Raw genomic sequence first — 16,444 nt, forward strand, 5'->3', positions numbered from 1 at the left:
GAGCCGAGGAACCTCGACGCAGCAACGGTCCCGCGGGTCGCGGGCCGCGTCAACGGCCGTCGACGGTCCGTCACCTGTCGAGCGTCGCGGGCTCCTCGCGCACGACGTCGGCCGGCGACCTGTCGTGCCGCCACCCCTTCCACACGGGGTGCCGCAGCTTGCCGAACGGGATGTCGTCGCCCTCGCCCTCGCCGGGGCCCGTCCACTCGGCGTAGACGACCTCGGCGACCCGACGCGGCGAGACCCAGCGCGCGTCCCGCGCGTCCTCGCGGGGCACTCCCGTCGCGGGAGACGTCGTGCGCTCGATCCGGCCGAGCTCGGCGACGAGGTCGCGTCGCTCGGCGTCCGTGAAGCCCGACCCGACGCGGCCCACGTAGACCAGCCGGTCGCCGTCGGGCACCGCGAGCAGGAGCGACCCGACGAGGTGCGTCCGGTCGCCGTGCCCCGGCCGCCACCCCACGACGACGACCTCCTGCGACTGCGCGTGCTTGAGCTTGAGCCACAGCGTCGACCGGCGGCCGGACGAGTACGTGCCGTCGCGCCGCTTGGCGACGACCCCCTCCAGGCCGAGCCGCCTCGACGTCTCCATCGCCGCGTCGAGGTCGCCGTCGAACGCGGGCGGCACGTGCACGGGTGCGTGCGCGTCGTCGAGCACGTCCTCGAGGAGCTCTCGGCGCTCGTCGTAGGGGCGCTTCGCCAAGGAGCGCCCCGCCGTCTCGAGAATGTCGAACACCATGAGGTCGACGGCGACCTTCCGCCGCGCCGCCGCCACGTCGCCGGGCTTGGCGATGTTCGCGCGCTGCTGCAGGCGGCGGAAGCTCGGGCGCCCGCGCGCATCGAGCGCGACGATCTCCCCGTCGAGCACCACGGGCAGCGCCTCGGCGGGGACCTGGTCGGCGAGCGCCTGCAGCTCCGGGTACGTCACCGTCATGTCCTTGCCCGAGCGGCTCACGAGCCGCACCTGGCCGTGCGACACGTGCGCGAGCGCCCGGAACCCGTCCCACTTCATCTCGAACGCCCAACCATCGCCGTCGCGCAGGTCGCCTGGCGTCGCGGGAGAAGCGAGCATGGGCCGCCAGTCCGTCCGAGCCGGCTGCGGTTCGGTCGGGGTTTGGTCGGGGCCGTGGTCGGGCTGGGTGGCGGGTGGGGCGCTCGCGCCGGGTCTACCATCCGCGCCTCGTTCCTCGGCGCTCCCGCCAGACCCGCCACGACCCGGCGCGAGCGCCCCACCCGCCTTCTTCGTCTCGCCCTGGTCGCGGCCTCCCGCGGACACCGGCCCCGGGGTGCCGCCGCGCGGGGCCATGAGGTGGATGAGCCAGTTGTCGTCCTCGCGGCCGTCGCGGCCGCCCGTGTGGATGAGCGCGAGGCGGCGCGTGCCGTGCTGCTCGCCGTGGAGGGTGACGATGACCTCCTTGCCGTCGCGCCACTTCTCGAGCTCGTACGTTCCGGCGTCCCAGATCGTCACCTCGCCCGCTCCGTACTCGCCCTGCGGGATCGTGCCCTCGAACGACCCGTACGCGAGCGGGTGGTCCTCGGTCTGGACGGCGAGGTGGTTCTTCTTCGGGTCCGTCGGCTCGCCGCGGGGCAGCGCCCAGCTCACGAGGACGCCGTCGTGCTCGAGCCGGAAGTCCCAGTGCAGCCGCCGGGCGTGGTGCTCCTGGATGACGAAGCTGTTGCCCGCGCTCGGGGGCGGTGCGTCGTCCGGCACCGGCTCGGGCGTGCGCTGGGCGTCACGCATCGAGCGGTACCGGTGCAGGCGGTCGGGTCGGTCGTCGTCGCTCGCCCCGGGGCCGTCTCCGCCGCTGCCCGACGTCGCAGCGCCCTTGCGCTCGAACGTCGCCATGCGCTCGGGCGTGGGCTCGAGCGCGGACAGATGGCCGAGCGTGAGGGCCGCGAGCGGGTCGCCGATCGTGCGCACGCGCTCGACGACCTCGTCCTTGTCGAGGTGCCGCAGGTCCGGGTCGTCGAGCTCCTCCCACGTGCGGGGTGCCGCGACGGTCGGGTGCTCGCGCCCGCGCAGCGAGTACGGAGCGATGGTCGTCTTGTTGCCGTTGTTCTGGCTCCAGTCGACGAGCACCTTGCCGCCGCGCAGCGACTTCTTCATGTCGCTCACGACGAGGTCGGGGTGCTCGGCCTCGAGGTAGCGCGCGAGCTCGTGCGCGACGGCGGAGACGGCCGCGGCGTCCTGCTTGCCGTCGAGCGCGGCGTACAGGTGGATGCCCTTGGACCCGCTCGTCACGGGCAAGGGCTCGAGCCCCATGCCCTGCAGGATCTGCCGGGCCAGGCGCGCGACCTCCGCGCACTCGGCCAGCCCGGCCCCGGGCCCCGGGTCCAGGTCGAGGACGAGCCGGTCCGGGGCCAGGTGGACGCCGGTGCGGCCGAACTGCCACTGCGGAACGTGCAGCTCGAGCGACGCCGTCTGGCCGAGCCACGTCAGCGTGGCCAGGTCGTCGACGAGCACGTAGTCGTTCGCGCTGCTCTTGTGCTGGATGCGGCGCGTGCGCACCCACGACGGCACGCCCTGCCCCGCGTTCTTCTGGAAGAACACCTGCCCGTCGACCCCGTCCGGCCAGCGCTTGCGCGTCGCGGGCCGGTGGGCGCAGTGGGGGAGCATGACGTCGGCGACGGCCGCGAGGTACGCGAGGACGTCGGCCTTCGTCGTGCCGGTGGCGGGGTAGAGGACCTTGTCGAGGTTCGTGAGCCGCAGGCGGTGGCCCCCGACGCTCACCGTCTCGCCCGCGCCGCGGCTCGATGAGGTGGCCATGGGCCCATCGTGACGCGCGCCCGTCCGCGCCGCCCGCCGGGCGGGACCCGACGCGGGACCAAGGACCCCGCCCGCGGGCCGCCGCGGGAACTTCCTGGCGCCCTCGACCGTGCACACTGGAGGAGGCGGTCCGACCCAGCCGGGGAGACCGCCGGGACGAGGCAGGACCGAGAGGAACACCGTGACGCACCTGACGACCGACGACGTACCGCTCCCCGCGGAGATCGGTCCGCGCGTCCGCGAGTTCCGGCGCCTGATGATGAACTACAAGTTCGGCATCGACGAGGTGATGACCAAGATCACCGTCCTGCGCGACGAGTTCCGGCACGTCCACGACGACAACCCCATCGAGCACCTCGGCTCGCGCCTCAAGTCGCTCGACTCGATCGTCGCGAAGGCGCGCCGCAAGGGCATCCCGCTCACGCCCGAGGGCGTGCGCGAGAACATGTTCGACGTCGCGGGCGTGCGCGTGACGTGCGCGTTCGTCTCGGACATCTACCGCGTGCGGGACCTGCTCGTCGGCCAGCGCGACCTCACAGTCCTGGAGGAGCGCGACTACATCGCCCACCCCAAGGGCAACGGGTACAAGAGCCTGCACCTCATCGTGCAGGTGCCGGTGTTCCTGTCGGACCGCGTCGAGGACGTCGTGGTGGAGATCCAGCTCCGGACGATCGCGATGGACTTCTGGGCGAGCCTCGAGCACAAGATCTACTACAAGTACCAGCGGGACGTGCCGCAGCACCTCACCGACGCCCTCAAGCTCGCGGCCGACGTCGCCGCGACGCTCGACACGACGATGGAGCGCATCCACGACGAGGTGCGCGGCCTCGACGGCGTGCCCGAGCCCACGGAGAACACGGACGAGCTCGCCACGCCGCGCGAGGTGATGGAGAGCTTCATGCGGACGGCGCAGGTCGCCGACGAGGCGTTCCACGAGCGCCGCCACGACGGCTGACGCCACCCACCCCGCGGATGGGCGGCGCCGGTGGCCGGCGGAGCCGGCCTCAGGTCCAGCGGAACCAGCGCGCCGCGCCGACGGTCCCGACGACGACCGCGCCGCCGAGCGCGACGAGGTGCGCCGGCTCCACGGGCTGCCCCGCCCACGCGTCGCCGAGCGCCTGCACCGCGGCGCCGAAGGGCAGCATCTCGCCGAGCCGTGCCACCGGCTCGGGGAGGTTCGACACGGCGCCGAACATGCCGCCGGTCGCCCCGAACGCGAAGAACGCGACGAGACCGAGCGCGAGCGCGGCGTTCGGGGTCGGCGCGACGGCGGCCACGAGCATCCCGACCGCGTACATCGCCGCCGACGCCAGGGCGAGCACGCCGAGCGCGACCCCGGGGGAGGCGGGGGGCCGTGCGTCGAACGCGACCGTCGCGACGCCGAGGGCGAGCGCGACGCCCCCGGCGGTCTGGGCGACGCTCACCACGACCTGCGCGACGAGCACCATCGCAGGCGACGCGGGCGTGACGGACAGACGCTTGAGGATGCCGGACCGCCGGTAGTAGGCCAGGAAGCTCGGCATGTTGACGACGCCGATCATGCCGACGACGACGGCGAGCACGACCGGCACGACGAAGACGTCGAACGCCGTCCGGCCGCCCGATCCCGGGACGACCGTCGTCGTGACGTCGCTGAGCCCGTACATGACGAGGATCAGCACGGGCATGCCGAACGGCATGACGAGCCCGGCGGTGTCGCGCGCGACCATCCGCGCCTCGGCGCCGACCAGCGCGACCCACGCGCGCGGCCCGGGACGCGTCGAGGCGCCCCGTCCGGACGGGGTCGTGACGGCGGGGACGGTGGTGGTCATGCGGCCTCCTCGGTCGGGGCGGTCGTCGCCCGGGACTCGCCCGGCAGGTCGTCGGTCAGCGGGCGTCCCGTCAGGGCGAGGAACGCGTCGTCGAGCGTCGCGCGCTCGAGCCGGGTCTCGGTCGCGACGACGCCGGCCCGCACGAGCGCGGTGCTCACCTCCTGGAGCAGGTCGCCGCGACCGGTCACCACGACCTGGTCCCCGCGGACCGCGACGTCGTCCACGCCGGGGACGCGGTCCAGGAGCGCGGGCGGGAGAGGCTGCGCGACGCGGAACCGCACGCGCTGGTCCAGCCCGGCACCCGCGACCAGCCCGGCCGGGGTGTCGTGCGCGACGACACGACCGCTCTCGATCAGGGTCACGCGGTCGCAGAGCCGCTCGACCTCCTCCATGAGGTGCGAGACGAGGAGCACGGTCGCGCCGCCGTCGCGCAGGCCCTCCACGACGCCCCAGACCTGCCGGCGGGCCTGCGGGTCGAGCCCGGTCGTGAGCTCGTCGAGGATCACGACGCGCGGGTCCCCCACGAGCGCGAGGACGATCGCGACCCGCTGCTGCTGACCCCCCGAGAGCCGCTCGTAGCGTACGTCGCGCTGCTCCTCGAGCCCGAGCGTCGCGACCAGCTCGTCGGGGTCGCGGCCCGCGCCGTAGAACGTGCGGTAGAGGTGCGCGAGCTCGCGCACCGTCAGCGCGCCGTGCAGGAAGCCCGACTGGAGCTGCACCCCGAGCACCTGGCGCACCGCGGCACGGTCGGAGAACGGGTCGAGGCCGAGCACCCGCACGGACCCGTGGTCGGGTCGGCGCACGCCCGCGACCATCTCGACCGTGGTCGTCTTGCCCGCACCGTTGGGACCGAGGATCCCCAGGACCTCGCCCTCGACGGCGACGAGGCTGACGTCGTCCACCGCCGTCGTGGTCCCGCCCTTGCGGCGGTAGCGCTTCGTGAGGTTCCGTGCGTCGACGGCGTCCATGTCGTCCTCCTGCTCGTCCGCGGTGTGCGTGCCACCGCTCGGGTCGTCCTGCCCAGGTGCGTGCTCCGACGCTAGGGACCGCGGGGACCGGCCCGCGCGTGCCGGTCGTCACCGACCCCGCCCATGACTTCCGGCACGTCGCGCCCGGCCGGCGGGTCCGTAGGGTGGAGGGATGCGACGGACCGACCCGGAGGTGTGGGCGGGCACCGCGATGCTCGTCGTCATCCTCGGCATCGGGGCGCTCGTCCCGATCGCCGCCCCCGATGCCCTGACGCTCCCCGTCGTGGCCTGGCTCGCGGTGTTCGCGGCGTTCGTCCTCGCCACCGTCGGGATCGTCCTCGGGTCGGGCTTCGCCACGACCCGCGCGTACACGCTGCTGGGCGCGCAGGTCGTGCTCGTGGGGACGCTCGTGCTCACGGCGCCCGGCGCGGGCTGGCTCCCGATCCTGCTCGTCGTCGTCGCGGCGCTGAGCGTGTACGTGGTGCCCGTGCCGGTCGTCGCGGTCGTCGTCGCGGTGAACGCCGTGGTCGTCGGTGCCGCCGTCGGGCTGCGCGGCTCGGCGACCGACGCCCTGCTCACCGCGACGATCTACCTGCTGCTCCAGGTCGCGAGCGTCGGCTCGACCCTCGCGCTCCAGCGCGAGCGGCGCATGCGCGAGCAGCTCGCCGTCGCGCACGTCGAGCTGCGCGCGGCGGCGGTGCTGCGGGACGAGTCGACGCGCTCCCAGGAGCGCCTGCGGATCGCGCGCGAGCTGCACGACGTCCTCGGCCACCAGCTCACCGTGCTCGCCCTCGAGCTGGAGACGGCGAGCCACCAGGACGGCGGCCCGGCGCGCGAGCACGTGCTCCGGGCCAAGGACGTCGCCCGTGAGCTGCTCGGCGACGTGCGCGCCACGGTGGGCGAGCTGCGGCGGCAGGCGCCCAGCCTGCAGGAGTCGCTCGGTGCGCTCGCCGAGCGGGTGACCGTGCCGCGCGTGCGAGTCGCCGTCGCCGACGACGTCACTGTCGACGAGGACCAGACGGTCGTGCTCGTGCGCGTGCTCCAGGAGGCGCTGACCAACGCGATCCGGCACGCCGAGGCGACCGTGCTCGACGTCGTCGTCACCGCCGACGAGGGCCGGGTGCGGCTCGTCGCGCAGGACGACGGGTGGGGCGCCGCGCGCGTGGAGCCCGGCAACGGACTGCGGGGGATCGAGGAGCGGGTCCGCGCCGCCGGCGGGACCGTCCGGCTCGACGGGCGGAACGGGTTCCGGGTCGAGGTCGAGCTCGACCCCGTGCGGCGGAGCGTCGTCGAGCGCCGCCGCGTCGACGGCGACGGCCGAGCCCTCGCGCGGGGTGCCGGACCGGTCGGCTCGACCGTGACCGGAGCATGAGCGACCCCGCGGTGCGCGTCCTGCTCGTCGACGACCAGACCCTCGTGCGGCAGGGGATCCGCAGCCTCCTCGAGCTCGCGCCGGACATCACCGTCGTCGCGGAGGCGGAGGACGGGATGACGGCGCTCGCGGCCGTGCGCGAGCACGAGCCCGACGTCGTCCTGCTCGACCTGCGCATGCCGCGCCACGACGGCATCTGGGCTCTCGAGGCGATGGCCGAGAGCGGGCACGACGTGCCCGTCCTCGTGCTCACGACGTTCGACGACGACGCGCTCGTGCTCCGCGCCCTGCGGGCGGGAGCCCGCGGCTACCTCCTCAAGGACGTGACGCTCGAGCAGCTCACGGGCGCCGTCCGCACGCTCGCCACCGGCGGCACCCTCGTGCAGCCGTCGATCACCGACCGTCTCCTCCGGGCGGTGCGAGCCGGGACCGTCCCCGCCGACGACCTGGACGACGGCACCGGCCCGGTGCAGGAGCTGACCGACCGTGAGCTCGAGGTGCTCCGTCTCGTCGCGGCGGGGTTCTCCAACCGCGAGATCGCGCACGCGCTCTTCCTCGCCGAGGGGACCGTGAAGAACCACGTGTCGACCGTGCTGCTCAAGCTGGGGACGCGCGACCGCACGCGCGCCGTCCTGCGCGCGCTGCACGTCGGCCTGCTCGGCTGACGCCCGTCAGAGCAGGGTCTCGACGCCGATCGTCACCCGGTCGCCGACGTCGACGCCCTCGGCGCGCCGCACCGCGGCCTTGATGGGCACGACGAACGTCTTGCGCCCCGCGTCGGGGAACACCGACGTCGACCAGCGCTGCGCCCCGAGCGTCACCTCGACCTTGACCGAGCCGAACCCCGCGGGCGGGAGGGGCAGCTCCGCGATCTCGTCGCTCACGTCCTCCGGCAGCGCGGCGAACACCCAGCTGTCGGTGCGCGCCTCCCACCGCCACAGCTCTGCCTCGAACTCGAACCTCGTCCCCGCCACGAGACCATGGTGCCGCGGGCCACCCACACGGCGGGCGGGGGCGCGCGCCGCTCGCCTGCGACCCGGAGCCGTCGCCCCCTCGCGGGCGGGCGCGCAGGGCGCCACCATGGACGCATGAGGGCCATCTGGAAGGGCGCCATCACGTTCGGTCTCGTCAACGTCCCCGTCAAGGTGTACTCCGCGACGGAGGACCACGACGTGCCGCTGCACCAGGTGCACGACAAGGACGGCGGGCGCATCCGCTACCGGCGCGTGTGCGAGATCGACGGCGAGGTCGTGCCGTACGAGCACATCGACAAGGCGTACGACGACGGCGAGCGCACCGTCGTGCTCACGGGCGAGGACTTCGCGGCGCTGCCCGCCGAGCGCAGCCGCGAGATCGAGGTCGTCGAGTTCGTGCCGAGCGAGCAGATCGACCCGCTCCTGCTCGACCGCAGCTACTACCTGGAGCCCGACTCGAAGTCCAACAAGGCGTACGTGCTCATGCGGCGCACGCTCGAGGAGACCGACCGGACGGCGATCGTGAAGTTCGCGCTGCGTCAGCGCACGCGGCTCGCTGCGATGCGCGTGCGCGACGACGTGCTCGTGCTCCAGACGCTGCTGTGGGCCGACGAGGTGCGCGAGGCCGCGTTCCCCTCGCTGGACGACGAGGCGAAGGTGACCGACAAGGAGCTCGCCATGTCCGCGCAGCTCGTCGCGAGCTTCGAGGCGGACTTCACGCCCGAGGAGTACGAGGACGACTACCAGGTGCAGCTCCGCCAGCTCATCGAGGCCAAGCTCGAGCAGGGGGACGCGCTCGACACCGCCGAGACGTTCGGCGAGCAGCCCGAGAAGGGCGAGGGCGCCGAGGTGATCGACCTCATGGAGGCGCTGCGCAAGTCCGTCGCGTCCTCGAAGAGCAGCCGCGCCGGCGGGTCGGGGTCGTCCGGCGGGTCGACGGCGAAGGGCGGCTCGGGCCGCAAGGCCGCCTCGTCGTCGGGCAAGGGCTCCTCCGGTTCCCGGGCCAAGGGTGGCGGCGCGAAGGACGAGGGCTCGAAGCCCGCGGCCAAGAAGACCTCGGGCCGCTCGTCGTCCTCGAAGGAGAAGACGACGGCGAAGACGACGCGGAAGAAGGCGTCCGCGTAGGGCGGTCCCCGCCGCCCCGGCCCGACCCGACGCGGGGCCTGGGGCGCGCGATGAGTTGCGCCCCTGGGACGCGTCGGAACCGGTGGGTGGTCGTCCGGCCACCCGCGAGACCGACGAAGCGAGACGACGATGCGCGCGATCGTGCCGAGCCTGTGGTTCGACGGCAACCTCGAGGAGGCCATCACCTTCTACGCGAGCGTGTTCCCCGACGCGACGGTCGGCGACGTGTTCCGCCAGCCCGACGGCACGGCGGTGTCGGCCGACTTCGAGCTCGCCGGGCACCGGTTCGCCGCCATCAACGGCGGCCCGCAGTTCCCGTTCACCGAGGCGGTGTCGTTCGTCGTCGAGTGCGAGTCGCAGGAGGAGGTCGACGCGTACTGGGCGGCGCTCACCGACGGAGGTCAGGAGTCGCAGTGCGGCTGGCTCAAGGACCGCTTCGGGCTGTCGTGGCAGGTGGTCCCCGTCGAGTTCCTCGCGATGCTGCAGGACCCGGACCCCGCCCGCGTCCAGCGCGTCGTCGACGTGATGATGACGCAGGCCAAGCTCGACCTGGGCCCGCTGCGGGCGGCGTACACGGCTGATCCTCCGTCCGCCCCCGGTCTCGGCGCACAGGGGGTTCGTCGGGGATGTCCAGGTCGTGCCCAGGTCTGGTTGAATGCGCTCGACATCTCCGCCGACGGCGCGCGCCGTCCTCTCGTGAAGGACCACGACACCGAGTGAAGAAGCTCCTTGCCAGCACCGTGGGGACGGTGCTGGCCCTCGGCGGCATCTCCGTCGCCACGGCAACCCCCGCAGCCGCCGCCGTCCCGGACGTCCAAGCCGGCTGCTCGTCCCTCTACGTCACGCTCGACGGATACCCGGACGGTACGGCGTTCGTCGCGACCGTCGACGGTGAGACCGTCGACGACGTCGTCTTCGACGGCTACCACACGCTCTGGTACGACGTCGACGGCTCGGTCGCGCACGACTGGAGCGTCGTCGTCGACGCACCCGGTGAGGTCGACGAGGACTTCTCGGACAGCGGTACGACGACGCCGTGCGGAGAGCCGCCCAGCGACTGGTTCTCCGCCGACGCGTACTGCGGGAACCTCAACGTCTCGCTCGGCGGCTTCCCGGCCGGCTCGGCGGTCACCGTCGTGGTGGACGCCGAGGTCGTCTCCGAGGGCCGCGTCGACGAGTACGGCTCCTACTGGTTCGGCACCCGGCTCGACCAGTGGTCGGGCCAGACGTGGCAGGTCGTCGTCGACGCGGAGGACGACGCCTTCGACCGCAGCGAGTCGGGCGTCTCGTCCTGCGGGTCGGGCGGCGAGATCGTCGTGCCCGAGACGCCCCCAGCCCTGACGGACTGCGCGGCGACGCCGCAGGACGTGCACCTCCCGCCCGACACCGCGCAGGTGTCGTACGCGCGTGGCGACGACGGCATCGTCGCGACGGCGGCGGCCGGGTACGAGTTCCCCGGCGGCGCCGGCACGACGGGTGAGTGGCGAGCGCTCGGGGACGGGCGGCTGCTCCTCGAGTGGTACTCCCTCGTGCGGCCGCGGTGCGCGCTCGACGTCGTCTCGGTGACGGCGGTGTGCGAGGCCGGCGAGCCGTTCGTCGACATCGCCGTCGACCCCCCGGCGGGAGTGGACGAGAGCTCGTTCCTCATCTCGTGGGAGGGGCCGAACACCGGGTACGACGTCGTGTACGGAGACGCCGGCTTCGGCCACCCGTGGGTCACTCGTGAGCCCTGGCCGGGATTCGTCACGCACGGCGACGGTACGGTCTCGCCGGCCTACGACGAGACGTGGAGGCTCGACGACATCGATCTGGTGCTCGGCGCGTCGGCGTGGGTCGACGGGTGGTCGTACTCACGGTCCTACGGGGCCGTCTGGGAGGACGCGCCGACGGCCGACCCGTGCGCCGACGACCCCGGGCCGCACTTCTCCGTCGACGTGAGCCCCCGCTGGCTCGCGGGCAAGCTCTACCTCAGCGTGCGCGTGCTCAACGAGGGCGACAGCACCGCGGACGTGAGCGTCGTGACGCCGTTCGGGCGCAAGCACTTCCCGCGCGTCGAGGCGGGAGCGAGCGCCTACCAGGCGTTCGCCGTGCGCACGACGGAGCCGGTCGAGGGCCAGGTGGACGTCTCGTTCGCCGCCGACGTCGACGGTGAGCAGGTCACGCGGGAGCGTTCCGTGGCGTTCTCGTTCGGCGGGTAGCGGCAGGCAGCACCCCCGGGATCCGGAGGCCCGGTGGCACGTCGACAGGCGTGCCACCGGGCCTCCGGCGTCGCGGGACGGTCCCGGCTCAGGCGGTCGACGCGCGGCGCAGCGCGACGAGCTCGTCGATGAGCCGCAGGAGGTCGTCGACGTCGTCGCCGGGCCGGGGCCCGCGGAAGGCGAGGTCCTCCTCGGGGACGCCGTCGCTGTCGTCGGTCGCGGCCGTGCCGCCCGTGACACGACCGAGCACGTCGCTGCTCAGCGCGGCGTGCGCGTAGAGCCCGTCGCTGAGCAGGACGATCGCGCGCGCGACGACGGGGTCGCCGACCTCGTCGAGGACGGCACGGGTCCAGGCGTCGTGCGCGCCGTCGAGCGCGGCGCGGGCGCGCGGGAACGACCCCTGCGCCAGGCGCGAGACGGCGAGGTAGACGAGCTCGAACTCGGTGTCGACGAGCGTCGACGTGCGGATGAGGTAGTCCACGGCCCCGGCGGGCGCCGCGCGCATCGCCGCGACGTCGGCGGCGGTGAGCTCGCGCAGGTGCTCGGTGAGACCGTCGGCGAGCGCGTCCTTGGAGCCGAAGTGGTAGAGCAGCCCGCCCTTGGACACCCCGGCGCGCTCGGCGACGGCGTCGAGCGTGGCGGCGCGCTCACCCTGCTCGACGAGGAGGGACGCGAACGCGCGCAGGACCTTGGCGCGGGCGGCGGGGGGCGGCGGCATGGTTCCGAGGGTAGTGGGAGGGCGCGGCGCACCGGCCGTCCGGACGGAGCGGCGCTCGCTCGGACGGCGGCGGTGCGCAGCGTCACACCGTCCTCGGGATGACGGCGAGCGTCGAGATCGTTACTGTACCGTCTGGACGGTTTGGAAGTTCGGCGCCACCGCGCTGCCCCGACCGCCCGCAGAACGTGGAAGGACCTCTCGCCGTGACGACCTCCGTGACGACGACCCCGACGACCCCGACGGCCGCCCCGGCCGCCCAGCACGCGTCCGCGACGCGCGGGCCCGCGCGCGGCGCCGCCGGCCGCTGGTTCGCGCTCGCCGTGCTGATGCTCCCGGTGCTGCTCGTGTCGATCGACAACACCGTGCTGAGCTTCGCGCTGCCGCAGATCTCCGAGTCGCTGCGCCCCAGCGGGACCCAGCTCCTGTGGATCATCGACATCTACCCGCTCGTGCTCGCCGGCCTGCTCGTGCCGATGGGCTCCTTCGCCGACCGCGTCGGCCGCCGCCGGCTGCTCCTCGTCGGGGCCGTGGGGTTCGCGGCCGTGTCGGTCGTCGCCGCCTACGCGCCGACGGCCGGCGCGCTCGTCGCGTCCCGCGCCGCGCTCGGCTTCTTCGGCGCGATGCTCATGCCGTCGACGCTCTCGCTCCTGCGCAACGTCTTCGTCGACCGCGAGGAGCGTCGGCTCGCCATCGCGATCTGGGCGGCGGGGTTCGCCGCCGGGTCGGCCCTCGGGCCCATCGTCGGCGGGTTCCTGCTCGAGCACTTCTGGTGGGGCTCGGTATTCCTCCTCGCCGTCCCCGTGCTCGTGCTGCTGCTCGCGCTCGCGCCGTTCTTCGTGCCCGAGTCGCGCGACCCCGCACCGGGGCGCGTCGACGTGCTGTCGATCGTGCTCGTCATGGCGACCATGACGCCCGTCGTCTACGGCATCAAGATGCTCGCCAAGTCCGGGGTGAGCACCCTCGCGGTGGGGAGCGTCGTCGTCGGGCTGGTCGCCGGGGCGCTGTTCGTGCGACGTCAGCTCCGCCGGCCCGACCCGATGATCGACGTGCGGCTCTTCACCCACGGCGCGTTCAGCGGCGCCGTGCTCGTCAACCTGCTGTCCGTGTTCTCGCTCGTCGGGTTCCTGTTCTTCGTCTCGCAGGACGTGCAGCTCGTGCTCGGGCTCGCCCCCATGCAGGCGGGCGTCGCGCTCCTGCCCGGCCTGCTCGTCATGATCGTGGCGGGCCTGGGCGTCGTGCGGGTCGTGCGCCGCGTGCGCCCCGCGCACGTCGTCGCCGTCGCGCTGCTCTTCTCCGCGACGGGGTACGCGATCGTCGCCGCGGGCGCGGGGCAGAGCACGCTCGCGCTGCTCGTGGTCGCGTTCGTCGTGCTGTCGCTCGGCGTCGGCGCCGCGGAGACCGTGTCCAACGACCTCATCGTGTCGTCGGTCCCCGCCGCCAAGGCGGGCGCGGCGTCCGCGATCTCCGAGACCGCGTACGAGGTCGGTGCCGTGCTCGGCACCGCCGTGCTCGGGAGCATCCTCACGGCGTCGTACCACGCGAACGTCGTCGTCCCGGCGGGCGTTCCCGCCGCCGACGCCGTCGCCGCGGCCGAGACGCTCGGCGGTGCGACCCAGGTCGCGTCCACCCTGCCCGCGGGGCAGGCGCAGGCGCTGCTCGACTCCGCGCACGCCGCGTTCGGCAGCGGCGTGGGCACGACGTCGCTCATCGGCGTGGTGCTCATGCTCGTCGCCGCGGGCGTGGCGCTCGTCACGCTGCGCGGCGCGAAGTCCTGACGACGCGCCGCCCCGCGCGTCCCGCCGCGCCCCCGCGGCGGGGCGCGCGGCGCCCGCGGTTGGCGGCGGGAGCCCCGATCCGGGAGGCTGGGCGGTGATGAGCCGTCCGCACCGCACCCCGCCCCGCTGGGTCCGCTGGACCCTCGCCGTCCTGCTCGCGCTCGTGCCGTGCGTCGTGTGGGGGGTCACGACCGCGACGGCCGAGCGCAGCCTCGGGCCGCACGAGGCGCTGTACGAGGTCACGACGAACGGCCTCGTCACCGTCGACCTCGGCCCGCTCGGGACCATCCAGATCGACTCGCCGCTGCCGCTCGGCCTGGGCGCCGACGTCACGGTCGAGGAGATCCCTGCCGACCTCACCGCGGTCGGGCAGGCCGACACGCTCGAGGGTCTGTCGCAGGACCTCGAGGACTACCTCCGCTTCTTCGGCGGCCCGCAGGAGACGATCGGCTCCGTCGCGCGGGCCCTCGTCGTCGACGCGCTGCGCCGGACGGGCTTCGCGATCCTCGTCGTCGCGGCCGTCGGTGCGGGGCTCTACCTGCTGCTCGGCCCGCCGCGCCGCCGCGAGCTCACCGAGCGCGTCGCGCCGCGGACCTACGAGATCACGGCAGGGGTCGTCCTCGTGTCCCTCGTCGCGGCGTCGCTCGTCGCGAGCGACCCGGGCACGACGACCGGCCCGTCCCACCGCGCGTCCGCCGTGTTCGACGGGACCCCGCTCGAGGGCGCGCGCATCACCGGCCGGCTCGCGGGCGTCGTCGACACGTACGGCGCGATGCTCATCGACCTGTACCGCGAGAACGAGGCCTTCTACGCGCGCGCCGACGCCAACCTCGTCGCGGCGTGGGACCGGCGCGACCGCATCCAGCGCCTCACCGCCCCGCGCCCCGCGGCCACGGCGACGTCCGACGACGAGTCGTCCCCCGACGAGGCGACGTCGCCCGAGGGGACCCGCGCCACGGGGGACGACGACGGGGCGTCCGCCACCCCGCCGTCGGGCGCCGGCGACGAGGGCGCGGGCGGCGAGGTCTCCGGCGCCGAGGGGTCGGCCGACGCCGAGGCGACCGACGAGCCGGCTCCGCAGCCGGCGGCCGAGGAGGACCTCGTGACGCTCCTGGTCGTGAGCGACCTCCACTGCAACACGGGCATGACGCCGCTCGTCCGGACCGCCGCCGAGCGCTCGGGCGCGACGATCGTGCTCAACGCCGGCGACACGACGATGAACGGCACGGCGGTCGAGTCGTTCTGCGTCGACTCGTTCGCGTCGGCGGTGCCGAAGGGCGCGACCATGGTCGTCGCCGACGGCAACCACGACAGCGTCGAGACGTCGGCGCAGGAGCGTGCCAACGGCCAGACCGTGCTGGACGGGAAGGTCGTCGAGGTCGGGGGGATCCGCATCCTCGGCGACCGCGACCCGCTCGAGACGCGCCTCGGCCTCGGCAGCCAGCCGCCGCGCGAGGAGACGCCCGAGGAGTACGCGGCGCGTCTCACCGAGGTCGCGTGCACGGAGCAGGAGGAGGGCGACGGCATCGACCTCCTCCTCATCCACACGCCCCGCATGGGGAACGAGGCGCTCGACTCCGGCTGCGTCCCGAACCAGATCTCCGGTCACATGCACACCCGGTCCGGTCCGGAGCGGACGGGCGGCGGCGTCCGGTACGTGAGCGGCAGCACCGCGGGGGCGGTCAAGGACCAGCTCCGCATCGGCCCGCTCAAGGGCACGGCCGAGATGACGGTGCTGCGCTTCGACCCTGAGCGGCGCCGCATCGTCGACTGGCAGCTCGTGCAGATCGGGACCGACGAGTCCGCGACGGTCTGGCCGCGCATCGCCTGGCCGACGCCGTCGGGCGTGCCGGTGGTCGAGGAGCCGGCGGGTGACGACGGCGGCGAGGAGGGTGTCGAGGGCGGGGACGTCCCCGCGGGCGAGCCGACCGACGACGCGCCCGCCACCGAGGGCTGAGACGGCGCGCGTCGGTCCTCGCCCCGCGCTGCCGGACACGGCAGGATGTGGCGTATGAGCAGGTCCACGCGCTGGATCGTCGTGTCGGTGGTCCTCGCGCTCGTCGTGGTGCTCCTCGCGCCGTTCGTGTACTCGGAGGTGCGCGAGGGCCGCACCCCGCCGCCGCTGGGCCTGCAGTCTCCGGGGGAGGAGACGGCGTCCGCGGCGCCCGCCGAGCCGGGGCCGTTCGACGTCGACGGCGAGTGGGTCGTCGGGCCGGGGTCCGAGGCGGGCTTCCGCGCCGACGTCCTGGACGTCCCGGCGGACGAGGCCGTGCTCCTGGGCGTCACCCCGGACGTCACCGGGACGTTCCGCGTGCGGTCGGGGTCGCTGGAGACCGCGACCGTGACGGTCGAGACGACGACGCTCCGGACCGGGTCCTCCGTGGCGGACCGCCAGCTCCAGCAGGCGCTCGAGACCGACCTCTACCCGACCACGCTCTTCTCGCTCACCTCGCCGCTCGACGTGAGCGAGCTCGGGTCCACGACGACGCCGGTGCGCCTCGAGGCGTCGGGCGCGCTGACGATCCGCGACGAGACCGAGGCCGTGACGGTGGCGCTCGAGGCGCAGCGGTCGGGCGACGGGGTGCTCGCGACCGGGGCGATCGGCGTGCGCTTCTCCGACTTCGGCATCGCGGTGCCGCCCGTGGCCCCCGTCCAGGTGCGGGACGAGGGCACGGTCGAGGTGCGGCTCCAGCTCGTCCGGCCCGCGAGCCCCTGAGGGGTCGCGGGGCCCCGTGACCT

General features: G+C 74.1%; 14 protein-coding genes. 9 read left to right on the top strand and 5 right to left on the bottom strand.

Translation table 11 applies throughout. The annotated features are described in order from the left end of the window. Positions 1 to 70: 70 nt before the first annotated feature. Entirely contained in the window at positions 71 to 2,764 is a 2,694-nt protein-coding gene (locus tag ABWU78_RS00845; RefSeq protein ID WP_439157272.1) for an ATP-dependent DNA ligase, read from the bottom strand. 256 nt (positions 2,765 to 3,020) lie between these two features. Here ABWU78_RS00845 and ABWU78_RS00850 point away from each other — a divergent pair, with 256 nt between their 5' ends. After that, positions 3,021 to 3,719: a GTP pyrophosphokinase gene (locus tag ABWU78_RS00850; protein ID WP_253050773.1), complete on the top strand. Its 699-nt coding sequence runs from the start codon at positions 3,021 to 3,023 to the stop codon at positions 3,717 to 3,719. A 49-nt stretch (positions 3,720 to 3,768) separates the two neighbouring features. Here ABWU78_RS00850 and ABWU78_RS00855 read toward each other — a convergent pair whose 3' ends face one another. After that, the gene (locus tag ABWU78_RS00855; RefSeq protein ID WP_353708918.1) at positions 3,769 to 4,575 is read right to left on the bottom strand and encodes an ABC transporter permease; all 807 of its coding nucleotides are present in this window, start codon (positions 4,573 to 4,575) and stop codon (positions 3,769 to 3,771) included. Continuing rightward, complete coding sequence (locus ABWU78_RS00860; RefSeq protein WP_353708919.1) at positions 4,572 to 5,543, bottom strand: ABC transporter ATP-binding protein; 972 nt, start codon at positions 5,541 to 5,543, stop codon at positions 4,572 to 4,574. The genes ABWU78_RS00855 and ABWU78_RS00860 overlap by 4 nt, the downstream gene beginning before the upstream one ends. A 172-nt stretch (positions 5,544 to 5,715) precedes the next feature. On the opposite strand from ABWU78_RS00860, the gene ABWU78_RS00865 reads away from it, so the two are divergent. Beyond that, complete coding sequence (locus ABWU78_RS00865) at positions 5,716 to 6,915, top strand: sensor histidine kinase (RefSeq protein WP_353708920.1); 1,200 nt, start codon at positions 5,716 to 5,718, stop codon at positions 6,913 to 6,915. Beyond that, positions 6,912 to 7,580: a response regulator gene (locus tag ABWU78_RS00870; RefSeq protein ID WP_253050374.1), complete on the top strand. Its 669-nt coding sequence runs from the start codon at positions 6,912 to 6,914 to the stop codon at positions 7,578 to 7,580. The genes ABWU78_RS00865 and ABWU78_RS00870 overlap by 4 nt, the downstream gene beginning before the upstream one ends. Before the next feature lie 6 nt (positions 7,581 to 7,586). Here ABWU78_RS00870 and ABWU78_RS00875 read toward each other — a convergent pair whose 3' ends face one another. Then, positions 7,587 to 7,889 carry a DUF1905 domain-containing protein gene (locus tag ABWU78_RS00875; RefSeq protein WP_253050372.1) on the bottom strand — a complete coding sequence of 101 codons (303 nt, stop codon included), beginning with the start codon at positions 7,887 to 7,889 and terminating at the stop codon, positions 7,587 to 7,589. A 114-nt stretch (positions 7,890 to 8,003) separates the two neighbouring features. Between ABWU78_RS00875 and ABWU78_RS00880 the strand changes: the two genes are divergently transcribed. The 3 genes from ABWU78_RS00880 to ABWU78_RS00890 all read left to right on the top strand — a co-directional run bounded on the left by ABWU78_RS00880 (position 8,004) and on the right by ABWU78_RS00890 (position 11,212). Then, a complete protein-coding gene (locus ABWU78_RS00880) occupies positions 8,004 to 9,014 on the top strand; it encodes a non-homologous end joining protein Ku (RefSeq protein ID WP_253050370.1) in 1,011 nt (336 codons plus the stop codon). 129 nt (positions 9,015 to 9,143) lie between these two features. Continuing rightward, positions 9,144 to 9,734, top strand: a complete 591-nt coding sequence (locus ABWU78_RS00885) for a VOC family protein (RefSeq protein ID WP_253050369.1) — start codon at positions 9,144 to 9,146, stop codon at positions 9,732 to 9,734. Further along, positions 9,731 to 11,212, top strand: a complete 1,482-nt coding sequence (locus ABWU78_RS00890; RefSeq protein WP_253050368.1) for a hypothetical protein — start codon at positions 9,731 to 9,733, stop codon at positions 11,210 to 11,212. The genes ABWU78_RS00885 and ABWU78_RS00890 overlap by 4 nt, the downstream gene beginning before the upstream one ends. Before the next feature lie 88 nt (positions 11,213 to 11,300). On the opposite strand, the gene ABWU78_RS00895 is transcribed toward ABWU78_RS00890, so the two are convergent. Then, entirely contained in the window at positions 11,301 to 11,930 is a 630-nt protein-coding gene (locus ABWU78_RS00895; RefSeq protein ID WP_439157273.1) for a TetR/AcrR family transcriptional regulator, read from the bottom strand. Positions 11,931 to 12,133: 203 nt separating this feature from the next. Between ABWU78_RS00895 and ABWU78_RS00900 the strand changes: the two genes are divergently transcribed. The 3 genes from ABWU78_RS00900 to ABWU78_RS00910 all read left to right on the top strand — a co-directional run bounded on the left by ABWU78_RS00900 (position 12,134) and on the right by ABWU78_RS00910 (position 16,421). Beyond that, a complete protein-coding gene (locus tag ABWU78_RS00900) occupies positions 12,134 to 13,705 on the top strand; it encodes an MFS transporter (RefSeq protein ID WP_439157274.1) in 1,572 nt (523 codons plus the stop codon). A gap of 97 nt (positions 13,706 to 13,802) precedes the next feature. Further along, a complete protein-coding gene (locus ABWU78_RS00905) occupies positions 13,803 to 15,662 on the top strand; it encodes a metallophosphoesterase family protein (RefSeq protein ID WP_253050362.1) in 1,860 nt (619 codons plus the stop codon). Between the two features lie 54 nt (positions 15,663 to 15,716). Next, positions 15,717 to 16,421, top strand: a complete 705-nt coding sequence (locus tag ABWU78_RS00910) for a YceI family protein (protein WP_253050360.1) — start codon at positions 15,717 to 15,719, stop codon at positions 16,419 to 16,421. Positions 16,422 to 16,444: the final 23 nt, after the last annotated feature.

This window comes from Cellulosimicrobium sp. CpK407, from assembly GCF_051844275.1.
Taxonomy (GTDB): Bacteria; Actinomycetota; Actinomycetes; order Actinomycetales; family Cellulomonadaceae; genus Cellulosimicrobium; species Cellulosimicrobium cellulans_G.